The sequence below is a fragment of the Geobacillus thermoleovorans genome, assembly GCF_001610955.1.
Classification (GTDB): Bacteria; Bacillota; Bacilli; order Bacillales; family Anoxybacillaceae; genus Geobacillus; species Geobacillus thermoleovorans.
The window spans coordinates 3100677-3114157 of sequence record NZ_CP014335.1 but is presented as its reverse complement, the minus strand read 5'-3'; the positions used below and the strand labels follow the sequence as shown (position 1 = coordinate 3114157).

14 protein-coding genes are annotated in these 13481 nt (G+C 55.1%); 8 read left to right on the top strand and 6 right to left on the bottom strand.

Annotated elements, in window-relative coordinates:
- Nucleotides 1-195: 195 nt before the first annotated feature.
- Genes GT3570_RS18815 through GT3570_RS15700 form a run of 3 tightly spaced genes read left to right on the top strand, consistent with a single transcriptional unit; the run spans nt 196 to nt 2844 of the window.
- Nucleotides 196-336, top strand: a complete 141-nt coding sequence (locus GT3570_RS18815) for a hypothetical protein (RefSeq protein WP_013146496.1) — start codon at nt 196-198, stop codon at nt 334-336.
- On the top strand, nt 329-1252 hold the full coding sequence (locus GT3570_RS15705; RefSeq protein WP_062898992.1) for a TetR/AcrR family transcriptional regulator: 924 nt from the start codon (nt 329-331) through the stop codon (nt 1250-1252). Before GT3570_RS18815 ends, GT3570_RS15705 begins: the two co-directional genes overlap by 8 nt.
- Nucleotides 1237-2844 (top strand): MDR family MFS transporter, encoded by a 1608-nt coding sequence (locus GT3570_RS15700; RefSeq protein WP_062898991.1) that lies wholly within the window; start codon nt 1237-1239, stop codon nt 2842-2844. Before GT3570_RS15705 ends, GT3570_RS15700 begins: the two co-directional genes overlap by 16 nt.
- 157 nt (nt 2845-3001) lie before the next feature.
- On the opposite strand, the gene GT3570_RS15695 is transcribed toward GT3570_RS15700, so the two are convergent.
- The 4 genes from GT3570_RS15695 to GT3570_RS15680 form a co-directional block, all read right to left on the bottom strand.
- Nucleotides 3002-4057 carry an RNA-guided endonuclease TnpB family protein gene (locus GT3570_RS15695; RefSeq protein WP_062898990.1) on the bottom strand — a complete coding sequence of 352 codons (1056 nt, stop codon included), beginning with the start codon at nt 4055-4057 and terminating at the stop codon, nt 3002-3004.
- 324 nt (nt 4058-4381) lie between these two features.
- A complete protein-coding gene (locus GT3570_RS15690) occupies nt 4382-4741 on the bottom strand; it encodes a DUF779 domain-containing protein (protein WP_062898989.1) in 360 nt (119 codons plus the stop codon).
- Between the two features lie 208 nt (nt 4742-4949).
- Complete coding sequence (gene adh / locus GT3570_RS15685) at nt 4950-6470, bottom strand: aldehyde dehydrogenase (protein WP_062898988.1); 1521 nt, start codon at nt 6468-6470, stop codon at nt 4950-4952.
- Nucleotides 6471-6683: 213 nt separating this feature from the next.
- A complete protein-coding gene (locus GT3570_RS15680) occupies nt 6684-7271 on the bottom strand; it encodes a hypothetical protein (RefSeq protein ID WP_014196843.1) in 588 nt (195 codons plus the stop codon).
- Between the two features lie 393 nt (nt 7272-7664).
- Between GT3570_RS15680 and GT3570_RS15675 the strand changes: the two genes are divergently transcribed.
- The 4 genes from GT3570_RS15675 to GT3570_RS15655 all read left to right on the top strand — a co-directional run bounded on the left by GT3570_RS15675 (nt 7665) and on the right by GT3570_RS15655 (nt 11669).
- Entirely contained in the window at nt 7665-8099 is a 435-nt protein-coding gene (locus tag GT3570_RS15675) for a DUF1284 domain-containing protein (RefSeq protein ID WP_025039145.1), read from the top strand.
- Between the two features lie 277 nt (nt 8100-8376).
- On the top strand, nt 8377-9753 hold the full coding sequence (locus GT3570_RS15665) for an aspartate kinase (RefSeq protein ID WP_042379307.1): 1377 nt from the start codon (nt 8377-8379) through the stop codon (nt 9751-9753).
- Between the two features lie 380 nt (nt 9754-10133).
- Nucleotides 10134-11033 carry a processed acidic surface protein gene (locus GT3570_RS15660; RefSeq protein ID WP_062898986.1) on the top strand — a complete coding sequence of 300 codons (900 nt, stop codon included), beginning with the start codon at nt 10134-10136 and terminating at the stop codon, nt 11031-11033.
- A 6-nt stretch (nt 11034-11039) separates the two neighbouring features.
- Entirely contained in the window at nt 11040-11669 is a 630-nt protein-coding gene (locus GT3570_RS15655; RefSeq protein WP_014196837.1) for a class D sortase, read from the top strand.
- Nucleotides 11670-11725: 56 nt separating this feature from the next.
- Here GT3570_RS15655 and GT3570_RS15650 read toward each other — a convergent pair whose 3' ends face one another.
- Nucleotides 11726-12166 (bottom strand): YwpF-like family protein, encoded by a 441-nt coding sequence (locus GT3570_RS15650; RefSeq protein ID WP_013146485.1) that lies wholly within the window; start codon nt 12164-12166, stop codon nt 11726-11728.
- A 269-nt stretch (nt 12167-12435) separates the two neighbouring features.
- Here GT3570_RS15650 and ssb point away from each other — a divergent pair, with 269 nt between their 5' ends.
- Nucleotides 12436-12795 carry a single-stranded DNA-binding protein gene (ssb, locus tag GT3570_RS15645; protein ID WP_011232661.1) on the top strand — a complete coding sequence of 120 codons (360 nt, stop codon included), beginning with the start codon at nt 12436-12438 and terminating at the stop codon, nt 12793-12795.
- Between the two features lie 120 nt (nt 12796-12915).
- On the opposite strand, the gene GT3570_RS15640 is transcribed toward ssb, so the two are convergent.
- Nucleotides 12916-13323 carry a helix-turn-helix domain-containing protein gene (locus GT3570_RS15640; protein WP_062898985.1) on the bottom strand — a complete coding sequence of 136 codons (408 nt, stop codon included), beginning with the start codon at nt 13321-13323 and terminating at the stop codon, nt 12916-12918.
- Nucleotides 13324-13481 lie beyond the last annotated feature (158 nt).

The following is a 13481-nucleotide window of genomic DNA, read 5'->3' as shown; positions in this document are numbered from 1 at the left end:
TCCACCGTCTTCAATCAGGCGGTGGGGCCGTTTTTTTTTGTTTGAAGGCAGGGATGTTGACTGATTGTTCAACAAATTTAGTCTGAAAAAATGACTATTTGGTCAAAAAATATCGTTTTTGAGTTGCATACCTTTATAACAGTAGTTTATAATCGTTTTGACCAAATGGTCATATGGGATATGGAGGCGAGGACAATGACCGATGTTCGACGGTTGGTTGAATGGCTGCAACAGCGCGGCGTACGGGTTGATTTCGTGAAACCGCGCGCGGTGTTGCCGTCGTATCGGCAATGGATGACAGCGAATGGGAAAGGAATGAGTCGTTGCCATGGATGAACGGCGCGTCCAATTTATTGAGGCGGCAATGAAATTGTTTGCCGAAAAAGGGTATCATGAGACGTCGATTCAAGATTTGGTCGAGGCATGGGGGATTTCCAAAGGAGCGTTTTATCACCATTTCGCCTCGAAGGAAGATTTGTTGCTGGCGGTGCTCCGCTACTACAGCGAAAAAATGGTCGCTGATTTCATGGCGGGCGGCGGGGAAGGGACGGAAAAAGAACGGTTTACTCGCCAGCTGGCCGCCCATTTTTCTCACATTCGCGAGTACAAAGACTTTTTGCGTATGATGATGTCGGAGCAATTGCCGAAAGTCAATCCGGAAGTGGAACGGTATATGTTCCGCCAGCATGGGCGCCTGTTTTTATGGTATTGCACCCGTCTGGCGGAGGTGTACGGAGAGGAAGTCTGTCCGTATGTGTATGATGTCGCCATGATGACCAACGGCATCATCCGACAATATTTGTTTTACTTCTTTTTTCGCGAGGAGGCGTTTGATGCGGACGCAGCGGCTCGTTTTCTCGTGCGCCGCATTGATGCCATTGTTGCTAGCTTTGCGGCCGGCGAGCGCCCGTTGTTGACCGAGGAGGCGCTCGTGCCATGGATAGAACTCGAAGAGCGCGAGCGCAAGCGCCAGCGGGAGCGGCTGGTTTCGGCGTTCGCCGCCGTCCGGGAGGCCGCCAACGGGCTCGATCCGAAGCAGGCGAACGATGTGCTTGAAGCCGTAGCGGCGCTGGAGGAGGAAGTGCTTGGGCGCAATGAGCCGCCGCGCGCCTATATCGTTGAAGCGCTGCTTTTGTATTTGCGCCATCAACAGGCGCCTCGACTTGCGTCGGCTTTGGACGCACTGAGCCAAGAAATGGAAGCGTATCAACGACTCAATGGATGGGAGAGAGAACCATGGAAAAAGCGTTAACAGTGCCAGCGAGCACCATTCGTCATCGTCCGTTGCTCATTACCGGGTTGATCATTGCCATGCTGTTTGCGGCATTAGACGGGACGATCGTCGGCACGGCGATGCCGCGCATCGTCGGGGAGCTTCACGGATTGGGGATTATGACGTGGCTGACGACAGCGTATATGTTGACGTCGACGACGGTCGTGCCGATCGCCGGCAAGCTCGCCGACTTATTGGGCCGTCGGATTGTCTATGTGAGCGGGTTGGTCATTTTTATGGCTGGTTCAGCGCTTTGCGGCATGGCGAACGATATGACCGAGCTCATCATTTACCGCGGCATTCAAGGACTGGGCGGCGGGATTATGATGCCGATGGCGATGATTGTCATCGGTGACGTGTTCACCGGCAAGGAGCGGGCGAAATGGCAAGGGGTGTTCGGCGGTTTGTACGGTCTCGCTTCAGTGCTGGGCCCGCAAATCGGCGGCTTTATCGTCGACCATTTGAACTGGCGCTGGGTGTTTTACATCAACTTGCCGGTCGGCATTCTCGCCACGGTGCTGATTGCGATGGGGTTAAGCAAATATAAAGCCGAAGGGCCGGTGAAATTTGACATCGCCGGGATGGCGACGTTGACGGCGGGCGTCGTCAGCTTGTTGTTGGGGTTGACGTTTGGCGGCGACCGATATCCGTGGGGGTCGTGGCAAATCGTTTCGTTGTTTGCGGCCGCGGTTGTCTTTTTCGCTTTGTTTGTTTGGGCGGAAAAACGGGCGGAGGAGCCGATCATTCCGCTTCGGTTGTTCCGCAATCGGACGTTTACGCTGCTCAATGGCATCGGCTTTTTCATGAGCGTCGGCATGTTTGGCGCGATTATGTTTGTGCCGTTTTTTATGCAAGGCATTGTCGGTGTGAGCGCCACCCAATCCGGGACGATTATGACGCCGATGATGATCACGATGATCATCGGCAGCGTCCTTGGCGGTCGACTGGTATACCGGATCGGGGTGAAGCCGCAGCTGATCATCGGCATGGCCGTTATGGCGTCCGCATTTGGGCTGCTTGGCACGATGGATGTCGAGACGTCGAAATGGACGGCGACGATGTATATGATCATTCTCGGTCTTGGCACAGGGCTCGTGATGCCGATTTTGACGCTCGCCCTGCAAGAAAGCTTTCCAAAATCGGAGCTTGGCGTCGTGACGTCTTCAAGCCAATTTTTCCGCTCGATCGGCGGGACGTTTGGGATGACGGTGCTTGGCGCCATCATGAACCACCGGTCGAGCGCCTTGCTTGACGAGCGGCTCATGCCAAAGCTCGAAGCGCTGCCGGCGCAGGCGAAAGGGCTTGTCGACCGCTTTGCCGGCATGATCCATGATGATCCGCAAGGGCTGTATTCCGTTCTGCTCAGTCCGGAAGCGATGGCCAAGATTCCAGCGCTGCTGCGCGACATGTTCGTGCCGGTGCTGAAGCAATCGCTTGTCGATTCCCTGCAAGCCGTCTTTTGGTTCGGACTCGCGTTTATCGCGGTCGGCTTGCTTTTAGTGTTCGGCTTGAAACGGATTGTCTTGTCTGATCGGGCAGAGGCGATGAAGCAGGCAAAAGAGGCTGATTGACACTCCGCACGCCTAAAGGCGTGGGATTCTTGGGTCGCTCACGTCCTCATCCATTTCTGGTTCGGACAACGCCCAAGTTCAGGGGTGTGTCATCACCCCATCCCATCGGGTTAGGATGTACCCCCATGGGCGGCGCACCTGTGACCAGTGCGCTAGGTTAGACGGCGAAGCCCGAAATCGCTTTGGCGATGTTGATGGCGCCATTCAAGTCGGCGTGGAGAGTGTATCCACACCTTTGGCATCGAAAGCGGATGCCGTTTCGGTTCGCTTTCTCTCGATAACCACATTTACACGTTTGGCTCGTGTAGGTTGGATTCACCCACTCAACGCGAATGCCCGCCATTTCCGCCTTATAGGCAATCATCGTTTGCAGTTGATGAAACGCCCAAGCATGAAGGCTTCGCCCCGCTTCTTTGGCCGATGTTGCCCGCTTGCGAATCCCCGTCAACGCTTCCATTCGAATCACGCCAACACCGTTGGCGAGCGCAAAATTCACGATTTGACGGCTGATTTTGTGATTTTGATCCTTCATCCAGCGGGACTCTTTGCGGCCGATTTTGCGAATCATATGGAGCTTCTTCGCTTTGCCCAACCTTCGCCGCAAAGCCGCATATCGTCGGCGTACAAAGGCGCATTGGTTCCCTTTGAAAAACAGTGATTTCGTTCCCACGCTGGCCACAGCGATATAGCGAAGCCCAACGTCAACGCCCATCACCTTTGTTTCGTGCCGCGGCTTGACTTCAAAGGTGATCGCGATCGCCAAGTACCATTTCTTTCTCTTTTTGTAGAGCTTGGCTGCCCCTTGTTTAGCAGTTCCGTTAAGCAGCCGATTCAGCCATGCTTCTTGATAGGGGCGCGTGACGACCGGCACGCCAATTCGCTTCTCCAGTGTGGGGAAGGAAACCGTGTAGAACGCTCCTTTCTTTTCCACCTTTACGTTTTGGTTGTTAAAGCAACACCAGAATGTTCGAAACTTCTTTGTTTTCTGGTTTTTCTTTTGGGACTTCACTTCTCGAATCGTTTGATTCACGACGGCGGAAGGAAACCGCTGCGACGAAAACGCTTTAAAAATTTTGCTCGTCGCTTGATTCAGCTCGGGATGATCCAACAGCCAATTCGCAAACGCGGTATTCACTTCTGTCATCCGTTCATACATTTCCTGTTTGACTTTCGTTGGGTTGTGCAGTTCCAGCCTTAGTGTGATGGTCGGCATGGATTCACCTCCTTGCGACGATTACATGATACCGTTTTTTTCATCATCATTCAATATAAGAAAACGGCTCGCTTTCATCCCACTCCTCAAGGAGTGGGCTTTCTCGCTCGCAGGTCTGTAAAGAAAAGGACATGGCGGACCGCGCCTCATTTGGTCAGGTGGCGGACCGCCATTTTTTTGTTGCGACGAACAAACCGCTCCGAAGGGGATAAAGCATCTGGGAACGGGGGCGAAGGGGAGCGGTCGAGCTCCGTGCTTTTCATTGGACAAGCGATTCATGCATCGCACATGGCGGGTTCACAGCGGCGTTCCGCAATGGGCGGCTTACGGCGCACCTGCATCCTCGCTTTGGCCGAAGACGCGCGAGCGGGTGAGAAAGCGGACGCCTTCCGGGCCTTCCAGTGAAAACATGCCGCCGCGCCCCGGAACGACATCGATGATGAGCTGTGTATGCTTCCAATATTCGTATTGCGCCTTGGCGATGTAAAACGGGCAGCCGCCGATTTCGCCAAGCAAAACGTCGGAATCGCCGACGATCAACTCACCGAGCGGGTAGCACATCGGCGAGCTGCCGTCGCAGCAGCCGCCGGATTGATGGAACATGAGCGGCCCGTATTTCGCCTTTAATTTTTCAATCAATTTTAACGCCGCTTCGGTGGCGATGACTTTCGGTTCATTAGGCATCGGATGCACCTCCTTTCGCATCACGGTCAAAGACAGGCGCCGGCCTGGCGCAGCTGCGCTGAATTCGTCGAATGGAACGGTTGCTGCGTTGTTTTCCATTCCATCATCAAAAGGCGTTTGCGTGGTTTTGGCGGCAATGGATGCAACAGTGGGCAAAAGGCAGCGCCGACGCGCTGCCTTTTGCTGTGGAAGAGCAGGTGGACCAATGTCAGAACAAGCCAAGTTTTTTCGGCGAATAGCTGACGAGCAAGTTTTTCGTTTGTTGGTAATGGTCGAGCATCATTTTGTGCGTTTCGCGGCCGATGCCGGACATCTTGTAGCCGCCAAATGCCGCATGGGCCGGATAAATGTGATAGCAGTTCGTCCACACGCGGCCGGCCTGGATGCCGCGGCCGAACCGGTACGCGGTGTTGATGTCGCGCGTCCAGACGCCGGCGCCAAGGCCGTACAGCGTCTCATTGGCGATCGAAAGCGCTTCGTCGTGATCTTTAAACGTCGTGACCGCGAGCACCGGGCCGAAAATTTCTTCTTGGAAGATGCGCATTTTGTTATGTCCTTTGAAAATCGTCGGCTTGACATAGTATCCGCCGGAGAGTTCCCCTTCCAGCATGTTCCGTTCGCCGCCGATCAAAAGTTCGGCGCCTTCCTGTTTGCCGATGTCGATGTATGACAAAATTTTCTCGAGCTGCTCGGACGAGGCTTGGGCGCCGATCATTGTTTCCGTATCGAGCGGATTGCCTTGCTTGATTTGCTTGACGCGTTCAAGCGCCCGTTCCATAAAGGCATCGTAAATCGACTCGTGGATGAGGGCGCGCGACGGGCATGTGCACACTTCGCCTTGGTTTAGAGCGAACATCGTAAACCCTTCGAGGGCTTTATCGAGAAACTCGTCATCTTTGTCCATCACATCAGCGAAGAAAATGTTCGGGGACTTGCCGCCAAGCTCAAGCGTGACCGGCACGATGTTTTGCGAGGCGTACTGCATGATGAGCCGTCCGGTCGTCGTTTCACCGGTGAACGCCACTTTCGCCACGCGTGGATTCGAGGCGAGCGGCTTGCCGGCTTCTAAGCCAAAGCCGTTCACAACGTTGACGACGCCAGGCGGAAGCAAATCTTCGATGAGTTCGATGAGAACGAGGATCGACGTCGGCGTTTGCTCCGCCGGTTTCAACACGACGCAGTTGCCGGCCGCGAGCGCTGGCGCGAGTTTCCAGGCCGCCATTAAAATCGGGAAGTTCCACGGGATGATTTGCCCGACGACGCCGAGCGGTTCTTTGAAATGATAGGCGACCGTGTCGTGATCGATTTCCGAAATCGTGCCTTCTTGCGCGCGAATGCAGCTGGCGAAGTAGCGGAAATGGTCGATGGCAAGCGGGATGTCAGCCGCCAACGTTTCGCGGATCGGCTTGCCGTTTTCCCATGTTTCCGCAACGGCGAGCATTTCCAAGTTTTCTTCCATCCGGTCGGCGATTTTGTTCAACAAACGGGCGCGCTCCGCTGGAGACGTGCGTCCCCATGCGTCTTTTGCCGCATGGGCGGCGTCAAGCGCCAGTTCGATGTCCGCCGCTTTTGAGCGCGGCACTTCGCAATACGGCTGTCCGGTGATTGGCGTGATATTTTCGAAATACTCGCCGTCGACCGGCGGCACCCATTTGCCGCCAATGAAGTTTTCGTAGCGCTTTTTAAATGTGACAAGCGCGCCTGGCTGGCCTGGTTGTGCGTAGATCATCCCCGATTCCTCCTTCATTTGAGTTTTTTGTATTCGCTTACAAACGAAAGAATATTATAAAAATTCTTTCCAATGAATACAATATCATGGCTGGACAATACTGTCAAGTCGAAAATGCCAATGCGGCAGTATAGATGGTGATGAGAAAAGGCGCCCCGCCGCTTTTGGGGCACCTTTGGTTCGCTTCAAGGACTTGAATCGACGGTTTGTCCATCAATCGACTTCCAGGCCTTCCAGCCAGCGGCTCGCGTAGACGCTGCAAAGATGATGGAACACTTCGATCGCCTCGTTCGGGTCGGCGGCGAAAAAGACGCTCGCTGCCGTTTCGTTTTCTTCGCGGACGAACTCAAGCAAAAAGTCGGTGGCGATCCGGTTGAACAAAAGAAGCGCACCGTAGGAGCGCTCAAGCTGGCGTTTCCGCTCGAGCGGGTCATCGATGGACAAAAACGGACGCTCATAGCGGGCCGTCATCTCTGACAGTCGGCGCTGGATCTTGCGCTGGGCGTCAGTGAGCATCGCCTCGATCGTCTGTGGCGATAGAAAGGTTTGCTCGCGCAGCATATAGCCCCAAATTTGCTTGAGCGCATGAGCCGATTCGCTCGCAAACGCGATGTTGCCGAGCAGATCGGCAACGTATTGGTCGTCGTCATCGGTTTGAATGCGCAGTTTCATAATGATTTCGAGCACATCGGAATGAATTTTTTCTTTCCGCCATGATTTCGTCAGCTCATGAAGCAAGACGGAAAGCGAGCGTGCCAATTCTTCTTTCGTCATGATCAGCCAGTCCTTTCCCAGCAACATCGTTCCCTTTCTCATTGTATCATGACGGCTGTCTGTATAAAGCAGATCCGTTATTTTTCCGAATTGACCGAGGAAAACGGCGGTTTGGGCGAAGGCCGGGAGCCCACCGTTTCATAGACGATGCATAGGTCTGAAAGGGATGTCGCTTAGCTGTCCGCTGCTGGTTATCGAGGTGCCAGTTGCTCAATGAAAAGAGTTGACGTATGATGGAGTCAAAAACGATAGAAACGATTGGGCCGGGCGGCATATGTCTGAAGAGAGGAAAGAAGGCAGCGTCAAAAGTTCTATGAAAACTCCACACGAGCCATCCCGTTGGGAATCGTAGGGCATTCTCAGAGCCAGATTCGCCCTTGACCAATACCCGCCAAAGGAAAGAAAGGGAGGGGAGAGAAGATGAAACCGGTTCGTTTGCGCGGTCATCATTTGCTTTGTGTACACGGGTTTCGCGGCATGGGCTACAGCCCGTCGTTCGTGGAAAAAATGTGGGAGATCGTAGCCCGCATTCGCGATGAACACGACGATTTCCCGATTGAAGTCGTCGCGGCGCTCGATGAGGCGTGCCTCGCCTGCCCGCATCATGGGGAGACAACGTGTGAAGCCGGCCCGAATTCCGATGCCCACGTCCGTTCGCTTGACGGAAACGTCATTCGCCATTTAGGCTTGGAGCCGGGCAATGTGTATTGGAAGTCTGAACTGATCCGGCGGACGGCGGAACGGGTCAAGCCGGATGATTTGGACGAGTTATGCCGCAACTGCTCGTGGCTGCCGTACGGCGTCTGCAAAGAAGGGATCGCCAACGTCCGCCGCGGCAATGTGGCACAAACGTGAGGCAGAGCGGCCGTTTTCGGAAAAAATCGAGGAGGAACGATGGAAAAACGGCGCTGTGCTGAACCATCATCCGTTTGTCAAGGCGGGGGGGGGCTGTTGCAGCACCGTCTTTCCATTGACGAAGCACGGCGTCATCTGTTTTGAAGAGAGTCATGGCCGGCGATGGCGGCGTTTTGGGACGTTCGCGGAAATTTCTAAAAAATGAATAGTTCCATGGGCGGAAAAATGTGATATGATAAACAATTATAGAGACTTTCGACAGAAAGGGTCATGAACGATGAAAGTAGCCAAATTCGGTGGAAGTTCGGTGGCGAGCGCTGCACAATTCCGTAAAGTGGCCGACATCGTCAGCTCGGATATCGAGCGCCGCATCGTCGTCGTGTCGGCGCCGGGGAAACGGTACAAGGACGATGTGAAAGTGACCGATATGCTCATCCAGCTGGCCGAACAAGTTGTGGCTGGCGAGCCGCATGAGGAAACAATGGAAGCGATCGTGAAGCGGTATGCTGATATTGCCAATGAGCTGGGGCTGGAAGCCGACGGCTTTTTGGCCGAGCTTGTCGATGACTTGCAGTCGAAAATCAGCGCCTATCGAAGCGAGCCGCCTCGGTTGTTTGACGCCATTAAAGCGAGCGGCGAAGACCATAACGCAAGGCTCATGGCGCTCTATTTGCAAGATTGCGGGCTTGAGGCGAGCTACGTCAGCCCGCTTGAAGCCGGCATCATCGTCACCGATGAGCCGGGCAACGCCCAAGTGCTGCCGGAGTCGTACGACAAACTGAAGCAGCTGCGCGAACGGCGCGGCGTTTTGGTCATCCCAGGATTTTTCGGCTATTCCCGATCGGGCCATATCGTCACGTTCCCGCGCGGCGGGTCGGATATTACGGGCTCGATCGTCGCCGCGGGCGTCAAAGCGGACGTGTACGAAAACTTTACCGACGTCGATTCGATTTATTGCGTCAATCCGTCGATCGTCGCTGATGCCCGCAAGTTGAAAGAAATCACGTACCGCGAGATGCGTGAGCTGTCGTATTCCGGATTTTCCGTCTTTCATGACGAGGCGCTTGAGCCGGTCTATCGCGCCGGCATCCCCGTTTGCGTAAAAAACACAAACAACCCGGCCGCTCCAGGCACGTGGATCGTCGCCAAGCGCAATCATATCGACGAACCAGTCGCCGGCATTGCAAGCGACACTGGCTTTTGCAGCATCAACATCAGCAAATACTTAATGAACCGTGAGATTGGCTTTGGCCGGCGTGTGCTGCAAATTTTAGAAGACGAAGGCATCTCCTACGAACATACGCCGTCCGGCATCGACAACATGTCGATCATTTTGCGGGCAGATCAACTCGTGGATGGAAAAGATGAGCGCATCCTCGCCCGCATCCGCGAGGAGCTTGCCGTCGATGAGGTGACGATTGAGTACGGCTTGGCGCTCATTATGGTCGTCGGCGAAGGGATGGAAAAAACGATCGGGATGGCGGCGAAAGCCACGACTGCGCTCGCCAACGCCAACATCAACTTGGAGATGATCAACCAAGGTTCGTCCGAAGTGAGCATGATGTTCGGCGTCAAAGAAGAAGTCGTCAACGAGGCGGTTCGCGCCTTGTACAACGCCTACTTCCAACAGGCAACCGTAAGCCCCCTTTCCTAACGCGAAACAGGCGTCCGAAACTCGGGCGCCTGTTCTTATGTACCGAGAAGCCCCCGCTTTCACGCGATCAGCCGAAGGGGGGAATGAATCAGCGTCTTCCATCATGGATGTCCCCCAACGCCGCTCAAAATATCTTGAAAGAAGGACTTCGTTGGAACAGCCAAGTCACAGGGACAGACGGGAATGGTCTGGCTGGCAGTCTGCCTTATGGCAGGTGTCCCCGAGAATCTCCCATCTCTAAGCGTTTGCGTAGGTGGGAGAACGTTCAAGCGCTCTAAGCCGAGCTTTCTTCTTTTTTCGCTGGTTGGCGTACATAAGAGCGGCATGTTCGGAAAATACTACCAATGTACGTCAAAGAAAGCGGAAGGGAGGAAGAACGAATGCGGCAATGGCTAGGAATGGCTGTGCTTGTCGCCGTTTTCGCTTCGTTTCCGGCTGGGGCGGCGGCCATCAGCCGAAGCGAGCTTGAGCAGTACGCTGAGAGCATCGGCTGGACAGTGAGCGACCTGTTGGCTTATTTGGATCAATACGGCTTGACAGCCGCCGATTTTCGCACCATGGATGAGATGAAACAATGGCTCGGCACACCCATCACTGACGAGCGGCTTCATGCCGTTCTGCGCCGGCACGGGCTGACGGTTGAGGAGCTCGAGGCGCTGCTTGGCCAGTTTGGCGAAACGGTGCAAGACTACACATTTGTCGAAGACTTAGACCGGGCCATCCGTTTTTACTCGCAGCACAACGCCGCCATGCAGCAAATCAACGACTTGCTTGGGGCGCTCGGGATGACGGAACAAGAAGTGCGCGCCCTCACCCGCCATATTGCCTCGCTTGACGACCCGCAGTTAGCTGGGCGGCTGGCGGCGCTTCGTGAACGGCTGCGTCCGTTTGCGGAGATGGAAGGGCCGTGGACGGAAACAGAGCGCCGCAAACTGCGGGCGATGTGGGAAGAGGGGCTTCGCTTGCTTAAACTTGAGGCGGACGAGCCGGACATAAAGGCGGCCGGAGCGGAGCCGATCCGCATTCGATTGTACAACCGCCAAGGCGAGGAGGTCGCCGATATCGCCATAACGCGGGAGATGTTGACATCGGGCTACATCGTCCGCGCGGGGGAGAAAGGCATTGACGCGGGGCTGCTCGCTGTAGAGATGAAAGGAAAGATGTATGGGGAAAAACTGCCGGAGACGGCGTCACCGTATTTGACCTATACGTTGGCCGGACTGATGCTCGCTTCCGCCGGGTTCCTTCTTTACCGGCGGGTCAGGCGGCTGAAAGGGTGAAGGAACGTGAACGGCAAGCCCGCGCGGGTTTCGTGGGGGCGCCGGGCCGCCCAATGGGCGGCGCTGGCGGCGATCGTCATCGGAGCGGCGATGGCCGGTTGGAACGGCTATTGGTACACCGTCGGCTGGATGGCGGTCAAGCGGGATGCTCCTGCGCCTTCCTCACCGCCGGCCGCAAGCCTTCCAGCGGAACGTTCGGCGCAAAAAGACGCACCGCTTGGCGTCTACCTTGGTGAACTCGCCATCCCAAAGCTCGGGGCGGCGATTCCCGTGTATGAAGGCGTCCGCGAACAAGAATTGCGCCGAGGTGTCGGCCATTATCCAGCGAGCGATTGGCCGGGGGGACGAGGGCATGTCGTGCTATCCGGGCACCGCGATACTGTGTTCCGCCGCTTTGGCGAGCTTGAGATCGGCGATGCGCTTATCATTCGGACGGATCGCGCCGCCATCCATTACCGCATCGTCAACATCCGCATCGTCGATGACGACGACCGGACCGTTTTGGTCGAGAAAGCGCGCCCAACGCTGACGGTGACAACGTGCTACCCGTTTCGCCTCATCGGCCGCGCTCCGAAGCGCTGCATCGTCACCGCCCGCCCGGTTCGGGTTGATGCCCTGGCGTTTCCAAGAGGATGATCCACTTGCCTGCAGGAAGGCAAACAAAAAGGCTGGAAAGTGCGCTCTCCAGCCTTTTACCTTTTCCGTTCCTGCGGCGCCTTGGCATCGATTCGCTCATGCATTTGCTGGCGAAACTCTTGAAGCAGCGCCTCGCCTTGCAGCCCTTTCTTGACAAGGCCGGCCAGCACGACTTCCGCCAAATGGGTGCGCCGCGGGATCATCAGCCCTTCCATCAAGACGCTAATGTGGCCGTTCATTTTCGTGATCGAACGGACGGCGACGAGCATGTTGGCCGGGTCGTTGCTCGTGTGGGTGATCGTCACTTGCAGTTGAAACTCTGGACGCCGCTGCAAGCTCACAAACATTGGCTCATAGTCGTCATCCAAATACGCCTCCACGAGCCAGCGGTTTTGCCCGTCTTCTTTGTTGATGATCAACCCGTCAATAAACGGGATGTCTTGGCGGTGCATGTCGTCGTCGATGACCGAGAGCCCGACAAGCTTGAACGTTTTCATCTCGTCCACCTCGTTACCGTTGTCTTATCCAAGATTATAGCACAGGCGGACGAGGGAAGAAAAACGGGATGCCGCCCCTCCTGCTGAAAAACGATCTGCATATTTTCCGTCGGATGGCAAAAACGCCATTTTGCCCCGCCATTGTCGACGAAGATTTCGCCTTTTTCGCTGAATTGTATCCATAGAGTGCGCAAAAAAATGCAAAAATCGCGATTTTACGACCCAAAACGAGATTCGTTATCATAAAGGTGCGGTGGAGGAAAGGGGGGATGCGCCAACACATGATCAACCAAGTCGTGTTGGTCGGCCGGTTGACGAAAGATCCCGAGCTTCGCTACACGGCCGAAGGGGCTGCCGTCGCGACTGTCACGCTGGCGGTGGCGAGAAATTTCCGCAACGCGGAAGGGGGGATTGACGCCGATTTCGTTCCATGCGTTTTATGGCGGAAAACAGCGGAACATACCGCCAATTATTGCCGAAAAGGATCGATGGTGGCGGTGACGGGGAGAATCCAAACGCGCCGCTACGATAAAAAAGACGGTCAACGCGTCTATGTCACCGAAGTCGTCGCGGAGTCCGTCCAATTTCTCCACTCCGGAAAGAAACCAGAATGGCCGGAGCACGTATAGTCGTTTCCCCATACATGCCTTTCAAAGCGAATCCCCAAGAGAAAGAACGTGTCCCCAAACACTCCCCCAACGGATGGCGCTAGCACGTCGTTGTTAGCGCTTTTTTTCAGCATGGGGGAGCTAAATGAGCTCGGAGCACTCTTTCACGATCGTCACGATCATCGTTTCGACATGTTTTCGCTTTTTATCCGGCAGCTTCGCGAGCGTGTACACCGCTTCGCTCATCTCTTGGTTATGAAGCAAGTAGTCCAACGCCGCGAGCACCGTTTCGTGCACGTCCGCCGTTCCGTATATGTCTGTCACTTCGCGCAACAGCTCGCGTTGGCGCGTTTCGCCGCCAAGCAAAAAATCGGCGCTGACATCAAACAGCTGGCATAGCTTCTCAAGCGACTGCACATCTGGAAGCAAGCTGCCGTTTTCCCATTTGCTGATTTGCGAACGCGACACGTTCAGCTGCTCGGCCAGCTGTTCCTGTGTCCAGCGCCGTTGTTTTCGCAGTTGTTTGAGCGTCTCCCCCAAGTTTGTCATCGTTCGTCACCACGCTTTTCATCATTACTCTTTAAAGATAGAAAAGCATGGAGTCAATGGTTGTTCCTTTTTCGCTCGTTTCTATCTTTGTTTCTAAATCAGAACAGATTTGTCCGTGATTTCGTCGTTCGGCATCTTTTTTGTCCAGGAAGGACATA

Coding starts and splice junctions, on each gene's coding strand:
- GT3570_RS18815 (WP_013146496.1), top strand. CDS start 196: ATGACCGATGTTCGACGGTTGGTTGAATGGCTGCAACAGCGCGGCGTA.
- GT3570_RS15705 (WP_062898992.1), top strand. CDS start 329: ATGGATGAACGGCGCGTCCAATTTATTGAGGCGGCAATGAAATTGTTT.
- GT3570_RS15700 (WP_062898991.1), top strand. CDS start 1,237: ATGGAAAAAGCGTTAACAGTGCCAGCGAGCACCATTCGTCATCGTCCG.
- GT3570_RS15695 (WP_062898990.1), bottom strand. CDS start 4,057: ATGCCGACCATCACACTAAGGCTGGAACTGCACAACCCAACGAAAGTC.
- GT3570_RS15690 (WP_062898989.1), bottom strand. CDS start 4,741: ATGCCTAATGAACCGAAAGTCATCGCCACCGAAGCGGCGTTAAAATTG.
- adh (WP_062898988.1), bottom strand. CDS start 6,470: ATGATCTACGCACAACCAGGCCAGCCAGGCGCGCTTGTCACATTTAAA.
- GT3570_RS15680 (WP_014196843.1), bottom strand. CDS start 7,271: ATGTTGCTGGGAAAGGACTGGCTGATCATGACGAAAGAAGAATTGGCA.
- GT3570_RS15675 (WP_025039145.1), top strand. CDS start 7,665: ATGAAACCGGTTCGTTTGCGCGGTCATCATTTGCTTTGTGTACACGGG.
- GT3570_RS15665 (WP_042379307.1), top strand. CDS start 8,377: ATGAAAGTAGCCAAATTCGGTGGAAGTTCGGTGGCGAGCGCTGCACAA.
- GT3570_RS15660 (WP_062898986.1), top strand. CDS start 10,134: ATGCGGCAATGGCTAGGAATGGCTGTGCTTGTCGCCGTTTTCGCTTCG.
- GT3570_RS15650 (WP_013146485.1), bottom strand. CDS start 12,166: ATGAAAACGTTCAAGCTTGTCGGGCTCTCGGTCATCGACGACGACATG.
- ssb (WP_011232661.1), top strand. CDS start 12,436: ATGCGCCAACACATGATCAACCAAGTCGTGTTGGTCGGCCGGTTGACG.
- GT3570_RS15640 (WP_062898985.1), bottom strand. CDS start 13,323: ATGACAAACTTGGGGGAGACGCTCAAACAACTGCGAAAACAACGGCGC.